Raw genomic sequence first — 16,819 nt, 5'->3', positions numbered from 1 at the left:
TATTTGGCTCTGATTTAAGGTGTTTGGTCAATAGTTGCAATTCAAGGATTATATAAACATTTCAAAAATAAAGAAGTTAAATAAAGAATATAATTTACATATATTTAATTATGTAAACTATATTCTTTTATAGTATCTTTTATAAATTTCGTTTTACCTGCAGTATATCCCTCTCTATCATACTTGTATGTTAGTTCTAAATCTAATTTTAATCTTTCATATTGTTTTGCTATTTTTGGATTTTCTATTAAAATATCTCTAAACTTAACTTCCTCAATATCACCTTTTCTTCTTACATGAAGATGGTAGACTTTAGCTTGAAAACCATTATCACCATACCCTTTAACTAGAAAAGCTTTATCATCTTCTTTCCAACGTAGTTCCCATTCTACATTCAAAATATCCATTATACTATCAAAATCATCACTTTTATAAATTTCTAAAATTATATCTATTATATCCTTTGAATAAATATTTGCTATTGCTGTACTCCCTATGTGATATAGAGTTACTTTATATTTTTTTAGTCTATCAAGTAAATTTGTTTTTTCATCTTCATACCAACTAGTCCACTCACTATTATGTTTAACAAGTTTTATGGGGAATTTTCTTTTAAAATCCTCATCTTTTAATATATTATCCATTTAAAAAATACCTCTCAAAAAATAATAATGCTAGGATAGGATGAACCTATCACTAACATTATTTAAATACATGTAATGAATTTTTGAAATACTCGATTCCAGATAGTATTGTTAAAATTACTGATATCCATAATAGAATATAATCTAGTTTAAATCCTATAGTATTAAAAATAGGATTTCCTAATAATATAAGAATTATAGCGATTAATTGACTAATAGTTTTAAGTTTTCCTAAAATACCGGCAGGTATCACTTCCCCTCTTTCAACTGCAAGTAGCCTAAGACCTGTAACAGCAAATTCTCTTGCAATTACAATAACTACCATCCAGCTATGCATTAAACCTAATTCAACCATAACTATGAAGGCACTTCCTACTAAAAGTTTATCAGCCAAAGGATCTAAGAATTTCCCCATATTAGTTACTAAATTATACTTTCTTGCCAAATATCCATCTATAAAATCAGTTAATGAAGCAAAGATAAATATTAAAGCAGCTATGAAAATATTTATTGTTATTTCTCTTCCTCCAAGAATAGAAATACTTCCTCCCATGTCTACTAGTAAAAAAATTATAAATACAGGTATTAATATTGTTCTAAATAAAGTTATTTTATTTGGTAGATTCATTATTATTACTTACCCTTCTTACATAAATATAAAATTAATTCATTAATAATTATATCATATTCTATAATTTGCTACAATAAAAAATACAGGATAAAATTTATTATCCTGTATTTTTCATCTTTATTATACCCCAGGTGTACTAGGAGCAGGATTTGTCGGTGCAGCTGGTGTTCCTGCTGGTGTAGGAGATGGAGCTGGATTTGCCGGTGCAGCTGGTGTTTCTGTTGGCGCAGGCGTTGGCGTTGGATTTGCCGGTGCAGCTGGTGTTTCTGTTGGCGCAGGCGTTGGCGTTGAATTTGAGTTATTATTCGTATTAGTATTACTTGTATTCGTATTTGCATTTGTATTTGCGTTACTGTTGTTAGTGTTGTTAGCGTTAGAATTACTATTATTACTATTACTATTAGTATTAGTATTAGTATTTGAATTATCTCGTCTAGTATTATTTCTAGCATTAGAATTGCTATTGTTGTTATTTGAATTGTTATTAGTATTTGCAACTGGTGCATTACTATCAGTTCTGCCACGTTCAATATTTTGTTTAGTTTCTTGAGAAACTTGACTTCCAACGTTAGTTAAAGCTTTTGTTAACAGTTCTAGAACATCATTTAAATCTCTTTGTTTTTCAAATAATACATTTTTATTTTCATTGATTAAAGATTGTAAATCAGATAATTCTTTTTTAGCTTTCTCTACTTTTGCACTATCTTTTTTATCTTCATCATTTAATGTTAACTTATTAATCTTATTTTTTAAATCATTACTAAGTTTTTCACGCATTTCTTTTACTGTTTTTTCAAAATCAGTTCTTACTTTGTCTTTGTTTTCAGCTGCTACTTCATCTTTATAACCTTGTAACTCTTTAAGTACATTCAGTTTTTTATTAAAATCATTTTCTTTATCAAACTTACTTTTACTCTCGCTAATAATTTTTTCAAATTTTGATTTACTTTTGTTCATAATAAATTTATTTGGTGCAATCTGATACTTTTGATAAGCATAAGCAGATAAACCAATTACTGACATGATTACTATACTAAGTAATCCAACTAATAATTTTTTATTTTTTTTCAATTTAAGATACCTCTCTTTTTTATATTTACATAATTTAATTTACGTAAACTTAATTATTCATAATCTTCTGCATACTCTTTTTCTAAGAATACTTTTCTAGGTTTACTTCCATCAACCGGACCAATATATCCATCTTCCTCAAGCATATCTATTATTCGAGCAGCTCTATTATAACCAATTTTAAATCTTCTTTGCAGTAATGATGCAGAAGCTTTTTGAGTTTTTGCAATAAATAATAATACTTCTTTATATATTGGATCCACTTCATCAGCTGATGAAACACTTCCTTGTGAACTTACTTCACTTGGAGTCATATTCGGATCATACTGAGCCTCTGATTGACTCTTTACATAATCAACTACTTTTTCTACTTCCTCATCTGAAAGGAACGCACCTTGAATACGTACTGGTTTACTCGAATCAGCAGATAAATAAAGCATATCACCCTTTCCTAATAATGTTTCAGCACCTGATTTATCTAATATTGTTCTTGAGTCAATACTTGAACTTACAGCAAATGCTATTCTTGATGGAATATTTGTTTTAATTACCCCAGTTATTACATCTACTGATGGTCTTTGTGTGGCTATTATCATATGTATTCCTGCAGCTCGAGCTTTTTGTGCTATACGAGCAATTGATTCCTCAACTTCTTTAGATGATACCATCATTAAATCAGCTAACTCATCAATTATAACAACTATGTACGGCAGTTCTTTATAATCAGGATCTTTTTCTGCAATTTTGTTATAGCCTTCCATATTTCTAACACGAGCTCTAGCAAACTCTCTATACCTATTTTCCATCTCTAGCACTACTTTATGAAGTACATCTGAGGCTTTTATTGGATCTGTAACTACCGAAGTAAGAAGATGTGGTATTCCATCATAAATAGATAATTCTACCATTTTTGGGTCAATCATAATTAATTTAACTTTATCTGGCCTATTTTTTAATAAGATACTAGTAATAATAGTATTAACACATACAGATTTACCACTTCCAGTAGATCCAGCTATTAATAAGTGTGGTGTTTTATCGATTCTTGTAAATATTGATTCTCCTGATACATCTTTACCTAATGCGACAGACAACGGAGAATTATCTTCATCATTGATAAATACTTCTTTCATTGTAACTAATTCATTTACAGTATTAGGAATTTCAATACCAATTAGTGACTTACCTGGTATCGGAGCTTCTATACGTACATCTTTAGCTGCTAAATTCAATGCAATATCATTACTTAAATTTACAATTTTACTTACCTTTGTTCCAGGAGTCGGTAATATTTGGAATTGAGTAATTGATGGTCCAACAATTGCCTTAACAATCTTAACTTCTATACCAAAGTTATTAAAAGTACTTTGAAGGATTTTTGATTTCTCAACAACATCCCCTTTTGTAATAGTTTGTTTTTTCACTGGATTATTTAACAATGTAACCGGAGGAAGTTGGTAATTATCATATGATTCTTCTGATTTTAAATCATTTGTAACTTCTTCAATTTCACTATTATTTATTCTAGATTTCTTTTGTTTTCTTGTAGGCTTTTGGATGAATTGCTCATCATTATTTACTTCGTCTTCTTTAAATTCTCTAATATCAACTACTAAATCTTTGTCTTTAATATTATTATATCTTTTCTCATTTGAATTTTCTTGTTCAATATCTACAGTAGAATATTCATCATAGATAATATCGTCTTCATAAAATTCCGTTGTATCTTCTACATATTCATTTTTATCAAAAGCATTAACTATATAATACTTTAGTTTTAAAACAAATGTTCTATGATTTATATTGAAGTATAAGAAAATAACAGTAATTATTGCTGAAATAATAACAAGTAACGATCCATAATATGATAATAAATAAATTAACAATTTTATAGGATAATATGAAAATAATCCACCACCAAACTTTGTTACCATGTTATTATATATTTCATTGAAACTTATATAATTACTATCATTATTTCCTACATAAATTAATTGAAATAAAAAGTCAATTAATACAAATAATGTTGTAACAATAACAGGTGTCTTAACTTTTTTATTAATAATATAATATATCGGGGTTGCTATTATAATTATATAAAAAATATAGCTAAAACTACCAAATAAATATTTAAATAGTGAATCAAAAAATTTCCCAATAAAGCCCATTTGTAAAATAGATAGTATTACTATAAGAACAGAAATTACAAAATATAAGCCTCTATATGTTTCCTTAGTCAATATAGGAATTACATTATTTTTTGAAGATTTTTTTGATGGAGACTTCTTACTAATAACTTTATTATTTTTTTTATTTTTTGTAGTTTTTTTAGTGCTTTTTGATTTTTTATTGCTCAATCTTCTCTCCTTTCTAGTCTTCTTCTACATAAACTGCCTCTGTTGGACAGTTTTCTTGTGCTTCGAGAACTAAACTATGATACTTTTCTAAAATTTCATCTTTCATTTCATTATTATCTACAATACAATAAGCAATTCCATCTTCATCATAATCATAGACATCTGGACATATAGCATTACAATTACCACATGCAATACAATCTTCTCGAATTATTTTAGTTTTCATAATCTTCTTCTTTCAAATACTTTGAAAATTTTTCTAAAGACTCTTTCCTATGGCTAATGCTATTCTTTTGTTCTGGTGTTAATTCAGCAAAAGTTTTTTCTAAACTTGGTACATAAAAGATAGGATCATAACCAAATCCGTTACTTCCTCTTTTCTCAAAAATTATTTCACCGTGACATTCTCCTCTAAAAGTTACTTCACTACCATCTGGTCTAACAAGAGCTATTACAGAAACAAATTTAGCTTCAGACTTCTCACCATTTAGTTCTGCTAAAACTTTTTCTATATTTTTTTCATCAGTTTGTTCTTCTGAATATCTTGCAGAATAAACACCCGGTCTACCATCTAAAAGAGCTACACTCAGTCCACTATCATCAGCAATTGCAGCTTTACCAGAGTATTTTGCTATAGTTCTTGCTTTTATTAATGCATTCTCCTCAAATGTAGTACCATCCTCAATTATATCTTCATAATATCCAATATCTTTAAGCGTTAAAATCTTATAATCATCTAAAATACTTTTAATTTCTTCTACTTTATGAGCATTATTAGATGCTAATATTAATTCTTTCATTTATTTTCTCCTATATTTCAACAACTTCTGCATTGATTTCTTTATTTAACCATTTAGAAGCAATATTATTAAAATTATCACTATGCTGTGAGATGAAAAATTTATGATCTTTTTTATTAAACTTCTTCTGATGAAGTTTTGCATATCCTAATACTGTACTTACTTCTCGTGCTGCTTCTCTTCCTGAAGATATAACCTTAATGTTATTTCCATAGTATTCTTCAATATCTTTTTTTAATATAGGATAGTGTGTGCAGCCCAAAACTACAGTATCAACACCTAAAGTACTCGTGTTTTCTAATGTTTCTTTAATCATTTGTCGTGTTGCCTCTTTATCAAGATTACCTTCTTTCTCTATAAAAGGGACAAACATTGGACAAGCTTTATCAAAGACAATAATATCAGAATTTATGTTTTCTATTTCTAAATCATAAACTTTTGAATTCGCTGTAAATTTAGTTCCTAATACAAGTACTTTATTATTTTCTGTTGCTTGAATAGCACGTCTTGCACCTGGTTGAACAACCCCTATTATAGGAACGTCATATTTGTTTTGCAAATATTCAAGGGCCGCTGCCGTTGCCGTATTACACGCCAAGACAACCATCTTAACCCCTTTATCTATCAAGAATTTTACTGCTCTATCCGTATTTACTATTATCTCTTCCTTATTTTTATCTCCATATGGACAGTTTTTAACATCTCCGAAATAATAAATAGTTTCGTTAGGTAATTGCCTCATAATTTCACGAGCAACTGTTAAACCACCTACTCCACTATCAAATACTCCTATTGCATTATTCATAAAAAGCCTCTTTCTTAATTAGAACCAAGCATTTCTTCAAGTTCTAATATTTTAGTATAAGATTTAGTTTCTATTCCTATAAATTCTTTTAATAAAACATTTAAAAAGGAAAATAGACGAAGTAAATCTTTATTATCAATTTCTAAACCTTCTAAAAAGTTTATATTTTTAACAGTCATATAATATGTCAGCTTTACTAAAGAATCATTTAACCCATACACACTCGGGTCTATATTAAATTTATCCACAAAACTACTTTTTAAAAAACTATAACCAATATAAATATGCTCTGTTTTCTGATATTTAAACATAAAACCTTGTTCTTTTAATATTTGACATAAGTAATAAATTAAAACAAGTTTCTCAGAAACACCACTCTCTATATTAATTAAGCATAATTTTAATAATTTATACATATTAATAGAACTATCATTAATTAAGTTAGCATACTCTAACATATTCGATACATAACTGTTCTTCAAAATATCATACACTATATTGGTATATGTATTTTCAATTTCTAAATTTGTTATTTTATTCATACCTTTTGTAGGGAAGAAATTTATCGATACCTCATAAGGTGTGCTAACTTTTATCTTCTTTTTACTTTTATGAACATTCTCATAAAAGAAACTCTCTACATTACCATGTTTTGTCAATACATGTAGTATTTCATGATAATCTCTATATCTTATTTTTTTAATAATTATTCCTGTTATGAAATTTCTATTAGTCAAAGATATCATCCCTATAGCCTAAATCTCGAATTTGATTTGGTTTTGATCTCCAATTATCAATAACTTTAACCCATAGTTCTAAAAATATTTTCTCTCCTAAAAGAACTTCGATATCTTTTCTTGCTCTTGAGCCTATTTCTTTAATCATTTTACCTTGTTTACCGATAATCATACCTTTTTGTGATTTTCTTTCAACAACTATTGTAGCAATAATATTTTTCTTCTTACCTGCTTCCTTCTCAATTCTATCAATAACAACGGCAATAGAATGTGGAATTTCTTGTTCTGTTAATTGAAGTACTTTTTCTCTTATAAATTCTGAAATAACAAAATATTCAGGTGAATCAGTTATTACATCGTCGGGATACATTTTATAACTTGGTTGTAAATATTTTTTTGTAGTATTTAGTAAATTATCTACATTGATAGATTTAAGAGCTGATATAGGAACTATTTCCACAAAGTCATACAAATCTTTGTAAAATTCAATTATTTGAATTAATTGTTCGGGTGAAATTAAATCAATTTTATTAATTAATAGGAACGTTGGAACTTTTAACTCTTTAACAATATTTATCAGATGTTGATCACCAGGTCCAAATTTTTCACTAGCATTAATGATTAAATATACTATCTCTGATTCTTGTATTGCACTACTAGCAAGTTTCATCATATAGTCACCTAGTCTATGTTTTGGTTTATGAATACCCGGCGTATCTATAAATACGATTTGAGAATCAATGTCTGTGTAAACACCATTAATAATATTTCTAGTAGTTTGTGGTTTGTCTGACATTATTGCAATTTTTTGTTGTAATATGTTGTTTAATAGCGTTGATTTACCGGCATTAGGTCTACCTATAATTGTGACAAAACCCGTTTTAATTTGTTCTTCAAACATGCTTATCTCCTTAAACCAAATTTCTCTAAAATTTCATCTTGTTTACCAAACATTTCTATTTCATCTTTTTCAGTCATGTGATCATAACCTAATAGATGTAGAAATCCATGGACAGCAAGAAAACCTATTTCTCTATCGAAACTATGATCATACTCTTTAGCCTGTTCATGTGCAATGTCAACACAGATAATTACATCTCCAATTGAATTAATCTCGTCTTCAAGACCTATAATATCAATTTCATCTTCAACTTCATCATTTAAAGCAAAAGAAATAACATCAGTAGGTACATCTTTGCCTCTATAATCACGATTAATTTCTTGTATTTCATCTTTACTTACAAAAGACAATGACATCTCAGTGATTTCAGTATCAACATTTTCATACTCGGCAGCACATTCCAATAATTTAAGTAACATCTCTTTAGTACTGTCTTCAACTAAGTTATTATCATCTATAATATCAACAAATGTCATGTTTTTCTCCTTTTATATTCTTATAAAGAGGTGGCGACCTAAAATTTGTGATTTCAAAGAAATCGATGTAGAGTCACACCTCTGAAAACTTATTAAATATCCAAAAAACTATTTTTAATTTTAGATATCAATAAATCACGCGTCTTTGTGTTTCTAATATACCTTTTGGGATAACCCAAAATAATCTGCATATTACTGTAATTTATTAAAATTTTGTTGTCTTAATGCTTCATAAATTATTAAGGCTGCAGTATTAGATAAGTTTAACGAACGAACATTTTCACTCATTGGAATACGCAATGCTTGTTCACTATATTTTTCTCTAAAATTTTTTGGTAATCCTTTTGTTTCTCTTCCAAAAATAAAGTAAATATCTTCATTATTTTCATTTGAAAAATCAAAGTCACAATAATTTTTCGTACCAAATTTAGTGATTAAATAATAATTCTTATCATTTGTAGCTTCCAAAAATTCATCAAAACTATCCCACACAACTAAATCTAAATTATCCCAATAATCTAAACCAGCTCTTTTAACATGTTTATCATCAATTGAAAAACCTAACGGTCTAATTAAATGTAGCCTTGTATTAGTACCAACACAAGTTCGGGCTATGTTCCCTGTGTTAGCCGGAATTTCTGGTTGGAATAAAACTATATTATTCATAAAATATTTTAGAACGGAAGTTTGCCGCCAAACATTCTTCCTAGACCCTTTCTCTTAGATTTGTCATTCATAAGCCCACCAAATTGCTTCATCATTTTTCTCATTTCTTCAAACTGTTTAATAAGTTTATGAACTTCATTTATAGGACGTCCACTACCTTGGGCAATACGTTTTCTACGTGGAACGCTAATAATATCTGGATTCTGTCTTTCTTCGATAGTCATCGATTTAATAATTGCCTCAATATAGACAAATTGTTTTTCATCAACTGCATCTAAATTCATATTTTTAAGTTTACCCATACCTGGAATCATCCCAAGTATATCTTTAAGGCTTCCTAGTTTTTTTACTTGTTCTAACTGAGTTAGAAAATCCTCAAAAGTAAAACTTTGATTTAGAATTTTTTCTTGCATTTTTTTTGCTTCATCTTCATCTATTGACGCTTGAGCTTTTTCTATTAGTGTAAGTACATCACCCATACCTAAGATACGAGATGCCATACGTTCAGGGTGGAACAACTCTAAGTCATTCATTTTTTCACCCATACCAACTAATTTAATAGGTTTTCCTGTAATAGATTTAATAGATAATGCAGCACCACCACGTGTATCTCCATCTAATTTAGTAAGTACTAAACCAGTAATATCTAATTGTTCATCAAAAGAAGTAGCAATATTTACTGCTTCTTGTCCAATCATAGCGTCAACGACTAATAGTATCTCATCTGGTGTTGTTGCGGCCTTAATATTTTTTAACTCATCCATTAATAATTCATCAATGTGAAGACGTCCTGCAGTATCAATAATTACATAGTTAAAGTAATTTTCCTTAGCAAATGCTAACCCATCTTTAACAATATCAACTGGATCTTTATCAACATAAAAAACTTCAATATCAAGCTGCTTCCCTAAAGTTTTTAATTGTTGAACCGCAGCAGGTCTATATACGTCAGCTGCAATAAGAAGCGGTTTTTTCTTCATAGTTTTTTTCACTTTTAATGCTAGTTTTCCTGCAGTAGTAGTTTTACCAGCACCCTGAAGACCAACCATCATCACTGTTGTAATTTTACCGCCTTGATTTAATTCAACATTAGAACCACCCAATAATTCAACAAGTTCTTCATTAACAATTTTTACTATTTGTTGTGCTGGAGTTAATGATTTCATAACTTCAGTTCCAACAGCTCTTTCGCTAATTTTCTTTACGAATTCTTTTACTACTTTAAAGTTAACGTCCGCTTCTAATAAAGCTAATCTAACCTCGCGCATCATCTCTTTAACATCTGCCTCAGAGACTTTACCTTTCCCAGTAAGTTTAGCTATTGTATTTTGTAATCTTTCCGATAAATTCTCAAATGCCATACAAGCTCTCCTAATTTTCTAGTTTTATCAATTCCTCAACATACGTTAATACTTCTGTATCTACTGTTGATTTTTTTATTTCGTTAAGTAAAAACAATCGTTGATTGTTTAATTTTATTAAATTTAACTTCTCTTCAAACTGCTCTAATTCTACTATCGTTCGCTTAATATTATTTGATACAGCTTGTTTTGATATATTATAATTCTCAGAAATCTCTGTAAGTGATAAATCATTGAAATAATAATCATCTAAGTATTGCTTTTGTTTATCACTTAGTAATTCAGAGTAAAAATCATAGAGTTGTGAAATTTTTATAACTTGTTCTATTTCCACAATCTTCCTCCAGTCATTTAAGTATAATTCTACATCTCTTTATTATACGATAAAATCGCGTTTTTTTCAAATTTTTACCGTTTTTTCCAGAAATAAAATCAACTCACATAGCTATACTAGTAAGTTGATTTTATTGGTATATAATATTCTTTTTTAATGAAATATTCGTACAATTAAATTTAAAAAATTTACATATAATCTAAGGCTGCATTATCTATTGTTATCGATATTTTTTCTCTTGAAAAACTTTCAGCAAAATAATCATTTATATATTTTAAAATTGGATATAATTGTTTATAATTTTCATCCTTATATCTAATCGCAATATTAAACTTATATTCCTTATTTATCTTATAAAACAAACTTTTGTTTGGACCTAATATAGATAAACCTTGCTGCTTCCCATTAATAAAACTATATATCATCTTAGCAACTTGTTCTGTTTTTTTCTCTTCATAACCTTTAATTGTTATAAATGATATTTTACAAAACGGAGGATAATCAATTAGTTTTCGACGATTTAATTCGTATTTATAAAACTTTTCATAACTATGTTCAATTGCATAATCTATTATATTACTTGCGATATTTGTCTGAAAAACTACTTCTCCTTCTTTCTTACTACGTCCTGCTCTCCCTGCTGTTTGAACTAATAATTGAAATAGTTTTTCATTAGCTTTGAAACTAGGTAATGCAATCATACTATCAATTGATAGTACGCCTACTAATGTGATGTTTGGAAAATCTAAACCTTTAGAAATCATTTGAGTGCCTAATAAAATATCAGATTTGTGATTTTTAAAATCAGTTAAAAGTTTTTCATACGCACCTTTTTTACTCGTTGTATCAGAATCCATCCTTGTTATTCTAACACCTGGAATATTTTCGTATAAATACTCTTCTACACGTTGAATACCATAATTACCAGATACTAATTCAGGGTGGTCACAGCACTTAGAAATACTTGTAATCTTTTTTTGATACCCACAAAAATGACAACGTAATGAGTTATCATGTTTATGATAGTTTAAACTTATATCACAGTTTTCACACTTATATAAATGCCCACAAGAAAAACAACGGATAAAATTAGTATAACCTCTTTTGTTCATTAATAATAAGATTTGCTCATTTTTTTCTATTTTTTCTTTAATTCTAATTAATAATTCAGTTGCAATAACATCTTCTTTATCATCATTGTGAACAACACTAATTTTTGGTAATTTATTATTGAATCTATGCGATAATTTTAATAAATTATTAGGATTATTATTTTCGAAATTATAATACAAATCTACAGAGGGTGTTGCACTTGCATATAACACTGTACATTTATTATAAAATCCACGTTTTTTAGCAATATCTTTAGCATCATATCTAGGTGAGTCTGTTTGTTTATAACTATTTTCATGCTCTTCATCAATAATAACAATACCTAAATTATGAAAAGGAGCAAAAATTGCCGATCTAGTTCCTAAGCATATTTTAACTTTTCCATCTCTTATTTTTTTCCATTCATTAAATTTTTCTCTAGAATTTAATCTAGAATGAATAACAGCTATATTATCATTGAAGACTTTTCTAAATTTTTTCTCAATCTGTGGTGTTAAAATGATCTCAGGCACTAATACTATGGCATCTTTACCGTTTTTAATCGTTGCTTCAACAAGTTTAATATATATTTCCGTTTTTCCTGATCCAGTAACACCATGAAGAAGATATTCATTAAATTTTGATTTATCAAAGTTTTCACTTACTTTATCATAAATAACTTGTTGATATTTACTAAGCGTAGTGTCGTTTTGAATAATATCTGTATTAATATTCTTAACAACTTCCTCTTCTTCAACCTTTATTATATTTAATTCTAGTAATTTTTTTACAACAGGACTTCCTATATTTAGAATATCTTTTATCTTTGATTTCTTTATTTTATTATTTTTAAGTAAATAGTTGACTAGTTCTAATTGTTTTTTTGTAAGTTTTTCATCCTTATACTCATTAATTTTAATGTATTCCTCTACTTCAACATTATTCACTTCTTTAATTTTACTTATAAGTCTTATTGCTTTTAGTGAGATTAAATAGCCAATTTGAGAAACAGTAAATAACTTTTCAAATTTTTTCTTTTCAATTAAATTTTCACTATTAAAATGTTTAGCATAATCCAAAAGTAAAGTGGTATTTGCATCAATTAGTTCATAATACTCAACATATTTATTCTTTAAACTAGTAGGAATTAATGTTTCAATCGCTTGAATTCTAGTACAAAACAATTCATCAGTCATTACTTTAGACAATAGTATCATTTCTTTAGTTAAAATCGGAAAATCATCTTTAATTTTCTTTATATACTTAAAATCCTTAACCTCACCGTTCTCTAATTCACCTTCCTTAACAGCTACTATATAACCTTGAATTATTCTAGAACCAAAAGGTACTTCTACTCTATAACCTTCTAAATCTTTATCTTGAAACTCTTTTGGAATTAAATAATAATAACTCTGATTAACATTATGATTGTTTACATCAATTATTACTTCAGCATACATAACCTCACCTCACTTTCAATTAATTTTATAAATTACTAAATGTTACTTAGTCACTTCGTTTACTATTGCTCTTGCTATATTATCTTTACTATTCTTATCAACTTTAGTTATCTTATCAAATTTGTCTATTATATAGACTTCATTATTATCACTACCAAATCCTATATCATTTTGTGAAATATCATTAGCAACTATATAATCAAGATTCTTTTTAATAATTTTTTCTTTTGCATAATCAATCAAATTATTTGTTTCAGCAGCAAAACCTATTACTTTTTGGTACTTAGACTTATTTTCTCCAACATATTTGAGTATATCTTGTGTTCTTTTGAATTCTATTGATAAAGATCCATCTTGTTTCTTAACTTTTTTATCAAATACTTCAACGGGAGTATAATCTGAAACTGCTGCGGCTTTTACTATATAATCACAATCTTTATAATTATTTCTCACCGCTTCAAACATATCACTAGTACTAATAATTTTTATAATATTTATATTTTTATTAATGTTATTACTTTCAACGCTTGTTACTAGAATAACACTAGCTCCGCGTCTTGCAAATTCATTAGCTATAGAGATACCCATCTTCCCTGAAGATGGATTTGTTAGACACCTAAATGGATCTATAAATTCCTTAGTTGGTCCAGCAGTTACTAATACCTTCTTACCTTTTAAATCAACTCTTTCTGAAGAGAACACTGTTCTTTCAATTTTTTCAATACTTGGAAATTTCCCCTCACCTATATCACCGCATGCTAATAAACCACTATCAGGTTCAACAAAATTAAAACCAAAACTCTCTAGTTTCCTTATATTCTCTTTAATAATAGGATTATGATACATAGCAGTATTCATAGCAGGCACAATATATACCTTTTTAAAATCTCTGACAGCTAGCATTAATGAAGTAGCTAAATCATCAGCAATTCCACTAGAAAATTTTGAAATTATATTTGCTGTAGCAGGAGCAACGATTATTTTATCAGCCCATTTAGTCAGATCTACATGTTGTATTTCTTTTTCATCTAATTCATCAAACGTACTAGTATATACTTTATTTTTTGTTAAAGTCTGAAAAGGTAAGTAAGTTACAAAATTCTCGGCATTTCTAGTCAAAATAACTTTTATATTATAACCTTTTTTAACAAGAGAACTAGATAAGTCTATTGCTTTATATGCAGCAATTCCTCCAGATACAATTAATAATACATTCATTATTATCTCCTTTTTAATAGATTAATATTTTACAAATCATAATCTACACTGTTCGGACCAAATACAGCCGTTTCAAGTTTAGATAATCTTTTTAAAATATCTAAATTAGTAACTTGTACAGGTCTTTCATCTCGATTAGCATTTTTTAAAGCATCAATTTTAATTTTTAAATTTTGATTTTCAATTTCTAATTCTTTTAATCGAGTCAAAAGTTTATCTAATTTCATATAGTCTTCAATTATTAAATCCAAATAATCATTTACATCTTCTTCACTATATCCTTTAACTCTACTTTTTTTAAATTCTTTCTCATATATTTCTTTTGCAGTTAAATTCAATTCTACACTCATATCCTAGACTCCTTTACTTAAATTCACTAAAATAAGCTACACAACTAACAAAATATAGCGGAGCAGTTTCAGCTCGTAATATTCTTTTTCCTAATCCTATCACACTAAATTTATTCTCAGTTAAAATACTAATCTCATTTTCTGATAGGCCGCCTTCGCTTCCAAAAACTGCTATTACATCTTTATTATTCAACTCAGAATTTAATAAATTTTTAAGATTAATATTATCTTCATTCACTGATTCTTTTTCGTAAGCTACCACTTTATGATCATATTTCTCAGAAAAATTCACTAAATCTCTCAAACTATCAACATATGTAATATCTGGTATAAGATTTCGTTTTGATTGTTCTGAAGCTTCTTTAATAATTTTTGACCATCTATTAAGTTTAGAATCTACTTTATCTTTCTTTATTTTAGCAATGTTTCTTTCAGAATTAAATAGAACTATATTACTTACTCCAAGTTCTGTTAGTTTTTGAATTAAGTATTCTATCTTATCATTTTTTAATGGTGGTATAGCTACTGTAATTTTTGTTGGAAGCTCATTACTACCGCTTACTTGCTCATATGGAGCAACTAATACCTTATCTACATTATTATCTATAATTGTACAAATATATTTAATTTCATTTTTAAATACAACATAGACTTTATCATTATTTTGTTTTCTCATAATTCTTACGATATGATTGCTATCTTCTTTTGATAATTCATATGTTGATTCAACATTTAACTCTTTATTTAAAAAATACTGTTGCATAATTTCTCCTAAGTTTATATCTTACAATTAATTTTACCTTATCGACGTTCCTCTAAATTTGAAGTATAACAAAATATATTTCAAGTATAAAACGTGTATTTATCAATATATTATAGCATATTTAAAGTAATTTAAAAAGTATCTCAGTATATTTAAAATACAACAGATTTTAACAAGCATTTAGATGCTTTTTCCCTAAATTTTCCCCACAGGGAAAGCCCCTTTATTTTGGGGCTTAATTTCTTATCTAGTGTTATGTAAGAAAGATAATGTTATTTCATCTCGATCTAATACTGCTTGATATTCTCTCATATAGAACTGATAAGACTTGTCACAATCATCCCCGTTGTCAACTTGAAATACTAGTTTTTCGTATTCATCTTCTTCCATATTTCCTAAATGAGCCTTTAACTCTTCAACTGAATAGCAACAAGTACAGTCGTTAGGATTTTCTTCAGTCCAGTAAGTCACTGTTGCTCCTTCTTCTAATACTAACTCATTAACAACAACCATCATTTTATCATAATTTTTCATTTTTAATTCCTCCGTGTATTTGATTAATTTATTTGCGACTTGTAATGTCATATTCTCTATTTTTCTTTTAGCATTTCTGTAATCTGATATCAATGAATAAGAGACTCCAGAATCTTTAGCTATTTTATAACTACTAATTTCACTGTTTAAAAGTTCTTCTATTTCTTTAATTAATTTATCAACCATATTCTAACCTTCTTTTTTATTGAATTTAAGCCATTTTTATGTTATTATTATCTTAGTAGCGAGGTGAAGTGGCTTAGGACTTCACCTTGATTACCGTTCGTTTTTTTAGAAGTTCTAATCTTCGATTAGAGCTTCTATTTTTTCTTTAGCTTCTTCTAATGTTTTGCTATTTTCTAATCTCTCTAGCACTAACTTTAGAAGAGTTTCTTTAAATTGATTAAATTGTTCATTTGTCATATCTTCCATTTTTTTCTCCTTTCTGTTCCTCTGCCAACTTATATTTATATTATATCACTTAATCGATATAATTTCAATAGATATTTTAAAATTTTTTTAAAAATTGCATAAAAAAATAAACCCCTACTTATTAAGTAAGGGGGTACTGCACCCAAAAAGTTGGACAAAATATTCAGTTATTTTTGTTTAGTATTTT

19 protein-coding genes are annotated in these 16,819 nt (G+C 27.7%); all 19 read right to left on the bottom strand.

The features are described 5' to 3' along the window. Positions 1–104 precede the first annotated feature (104 nt). A complete protein-coding gene (locus RWL85_RS01890) occupies positions 105–644 on the bottom strand; it encodes a GrpB family protein (protein ID WP_314084262.1) in 540 nt (179 codons plus the stop codon). A 58-nt stretch (positions 645–702) separates the two neighbouring features. Continuing rightward, positions 703–1,272 (bottom strand): CDP-diacylglycerol--glycerol-3-phosphate 3-phosphatidyltransferase, encoded by a 570-nt coding sequence (gene pgsA, locus RWL85_RS01885; RefSeq protein ID WP_314084260.1) that lies wholly within the window; start codon positions 1,270–1,272, stop codon positions 703–705. Between the two features lie 123 nt (positions 1,273–1,395). Beyond that, positions 1,396–2,346, bottom strand: coding sequence for a hypothetical protein (locus tag RWL85_RS01880; RefSeq protein ID WP_314084258.1), 951 nt, complete (start codon positions 2,344–2,346; stop codon positions 1,396–1,398). A 53-nt stretch (positions 2,347–2,399) separates the two neighbouring features. Continuing rightward, on the bottom strand, positions 2,400–4,514 hold the full coding sequence (locus tag RWL85_RS01875) for a DNA translocase FtsK (RefSeq protein WP_399533422.1): 2,115 nt from the start codon (positions 4,512–4,514) through the stop codon (positions 2,400–2,402). Between the two features lie 202 nt (positions 4,515–4,716). Next, positions 4,717–4,929, bottom strand: a complete 213-nt coding sequence (locus RWL85_RS01870) for a ferredoxin (protein ID WP_314084254.1) — start codon at positions 4,927–4,929, stop codon at positions 4,717–4,719. After that, complete coding sequence (locus RWL85_RS01865) at positions 4,919–5,503, bottom strand: XTP/dITP diphosphatase (protein WP_314084252.1); 585 nt, start codon at positions 5,501–5,503, stop codon at positions 4,919–4,921. Before RWL85_RS01865 ends, RWL85_RS01870 begins: the two co-directional genes overlap by 11 nt. A gap of 10 nt (positions 5,504–5,513) precedes the next feature. After that, positions 5,514–6,308: a glutamate racemase gene (gene racE, locus RWL85_RS01860; RefSeq protein WP_314084250.1), complete on the bottom strand. Its 795-nt coding sequence runs from the start codon at positions 6,306–6,308 to the stop codon at positions 5,514–5,516. A 14-nt stretch (positions 6,309–6,322) separates the two neighbouring features. Further along, positions 6,323–7,054 (bottom strand): DNA repair protein RecO, encoded by a 732-nt coding sequence (gene recO, locus RWL85_RS01855; RefSeq protein WP_314084248.1) that lies wholly within the window; start codon positions 7,052–7,054, stop codon positions 6,323–6,325. Next, positions 7,038–7,946, bottom strand: a complete 909-nt coding sequence (gene era, locus RWL85_RS01850) for a GTPase Era (protein ID WP_314084245.1) — start codon at positions 7,944–7,946, stop codon at positions 7,038–7,040. Before era ends, recO begins: the two co-directional genes overlap by 17 nt. A 2-nt stretch (positions 7,947–7,948) precedes the next feature. Beyond that, a complete protein-coding gene (gene ybeY, locus RWL85_RS01845; protein ID WP_314084244.1) occupies positions 7,949–8,422 on the bottom strand; it encodes an rRNA maturation RNase YbeY in 474 nt (157 codons plus the stop codon). A gap of 192 nt (positions 8,423–8,614) precedes the next feature. Continuing rightward, complete coding sequence (gene trmL / locus RWL85_RS01840; RefSeq protein WP_314084242.1) at positions 8,615–9,088, bottom strand: tRNA (uridine(34)/cytosine(34)/5-carboxymethylaminomethyluridine(34)-2'-O)-methyltransferase TrmL; 474 nt, start codon at positions 9,086–9,088, stop codon at positions 8,615–8,617. 8 nt (positions 9,089–9,096) lie between these two features. Beyond that, on the bottom strand, positions 9,097–10,449 hold the full coding sequence (gene ffh, locus RWL85_RS01835) for a signal recognition particle protein (RefSeq protein WP_314084240.1): 1,353 nt from the start codon (positions 10,447–10,449) through the stop codon (positions 9,097–9,099). Positions 10,450–10,459: 10 nt separating this feature from the next. Beyond that, positions 10,460–10,783: a YlxM family DNA-binding protein gene (ylxM, locus tag RWL85_RS01830; RefSeq protein WP_314084238.1), complete on the bottom strand. Its 324-nt coding sequence runs from the start codon at positions 10,781–10,783 to the stop codon at positions 10,460–10,462. 188 nt (positions 10,784–10,971) lie between these two features. Further along, the gene (gene priA / locus RWL85_RS01825) at positions 10,972–13,335 is read right to left on the bottom strand and encodes a primosomal protein N' (RefSeq protein WP_314084236.1); all 2,364 of its coding nucleotides are present in this window, start codon (positions 13,333–13,335) and stop codon (positions 10,972–10,974) included. 42 nt (positions 13,336–13,377) lie between these two features. Beyond that, entirely contained in the window at positions 13,378–14,553 is a 1,176-nt protein-coding gene (coaBC, locus tag RWL85_RS01820) for a bifunctional phosphopantothenoylcysteine decarboxylase/phosphopantothenate--cysteine ligase CoaBC (protein ID WP_314084234.1), read from the bottom strand. Between the two features lie 29 nt (positions 14,554–14,582). Then, positions 14,583–14,903: a DivIVA domain-containing protein gene (locus RWL85_RS01815; RefSeq protein WP_314084232.1), complete on the bottom strand. Its 321-nt coding sequence runs from the start codon at positions 14,901–14,903 to the stop codon at positions 14,583–14,585. A 13-nt stretch (positions 14,904–14,916) separates the two neighbouring features. Beyond that, the gene (locus tag RWL85_RS01810; RefSeq protein WP_314084230.1) at positions 14,917–15,666 is read right to left on the bottom strand and encodes a 16S rRNA (uracil(1498)-N(3))-methyltransferase; all 750 of its coding nucleotides are present in this window, start codon (positions 15,664–15,666) and stop codon (positions 14,917–14,919) included. A gap of 243 nt (positions 15,667–15,909) precedes the next feature. Next, positions 15,910–16,386 carry a hypothetical protein gene (locus RWL85_RS01805; RefSeq protein ID WP_314084228.1) on the bottom strand — a complete coding sequence of 159 codons (477 nt, stop codon included), beginning with the start codon at positions 16,384–16,386 and terminating at the stop codon, positions 15,910–15,912. Positions 16,387–16,500: 114 nt separating this feature from the next. Next, positions 16,501–16,632, bottom strand: a complete 132-nt coding sequence (locus tag RWL85_RS01800) for a hypothetical protein (protein ID WP_314084226.1) — start codon at positions 16,630–16,632, stop codon at positions 16,501–16,503. Between the last annotated feature and the right edge of the window lie 187 nt (positions 16,633–16,819).

The organism is uncultured Gemella sp., from assembly GCF_963515875.1.
GTDB lineage: Bacteria > Bacillota > Bacilli > Staphylococcales > Gemellaceae > Gemella.
This window is presented reverse-complemented; position numbering and strand designations above follow the sequence as displayed.

Bases quoted from the DNA above. Each gene is read 5' to 3' on its own strand.
- RWL85_RS01810 (WP_314084230.1), bottom strand. From the start codon at position 15,666: ATGCAACAGTATTTTTTAAATAAAGAGTTAAATGTTGAATCAACATAT.
- racE (WP_314084250.1), bottom strand. From the start codon at position 6,308: ATGAATAATGCAATAGGAGTATTTGATAGTGGAGTAGGTGGTTTAACA.
- coaBC (WP_314084234.1), bottom strand. From the start codon at position 14,553: ATGAATGTATTATTAATTGTATCTGGAGGAATTGCTGCATATAAAGCA.
- RWL85_RS01870 (WP_314084254.1), bottom strand. From the start codon at position 4,929: ATGAAAACTAAAATAATTCGAGAAGATTGTATTGCATGTGGTAATTGT.
- RWL85_RS01875 (WP_399533422.1), bottom strand. From the start codon at position 4,514: ATGGGCTTTATTGGGAAATTTTTTGATTCACTATTTAAATATTTATTT.
- RWL85_RS01865 (WP_314084252.1), bottom strand. From the start codon at position 5,503: ATGAAAGAATTAATATTAGCATCTAATAATGCTCATAAAGTAGAAGAA.
- pgsA (WP_314084260.1), bottom strand. From the start codon at position 1,272: ATGAATCTACCAAATAAAATAACTTTATTTAGAACAATATTAATACCT.
- priA (WP_314084236.1), bottom strand. From the start codon at position 13,335: ATGTATGCTGAAGTAATAATTGATGTAAACAATCATAATGTTAATCAG.
- recO (WP_314084248.1), bottom strand. From the start codon at position 7,054: ATGATATCTTTGACTAATAGAAATTTCATAACAGGAATAATTATTAAA.
- RWL85_RS01815 (WP_314084232.1), bottom strand. From the start codon at position 14,903: ATGAGTGTAGAATTGAATTTAACTGCAAAAGAAATATATGAGAAAGAA.
- RWL85_RS01890 (WP_314084262.1), bottom strand. From the start codon at position 644: ATGGATAATATATTAAAAGATGAGGATTTTAAAAGAAAATTCCCCATA.
- era (WP_314084245.1), bottom strand. From the start codon at position 7,946: ATGTTTGAAGAACAAATTAAAACGGGTTTTGTCACAATTATAGGTAGA.
- RWL85_RS01800 (WP_314084226.1), bottom strand. From the start codon at position 16,632: ATGGAAGATATGACAAATGAACAATTTAATCAATTTAAAGAAACTCTT.
- ybeY (WP_314084244.1), bottom strand. From the start codon at position 8,422: ATGACATTTGTTGATATTATAGATGATAATAACTTAGTTGAAGACAGT.
- RWL85_RS01805 (WP_314084228.1), bottom strand. From the start codon at position 16,386: ATGGTTGATAAATTAATTAAAGAAATAGAAGAACTTTTAAACAGTGAA.
- trmL (WP_314084242.1), bottom strand. From the start codon at position 9,088: ATGAATAATATAGTTTTATTCCAACCAGAAATTCCGGCTAACACAGGG.
- ffh (WP_314084240.1), bottom strand. From the start codon at position 10,449: ATGGCATTTGAGAATTTATCGGAAAGATTACAAAATACAATAGCTAAA.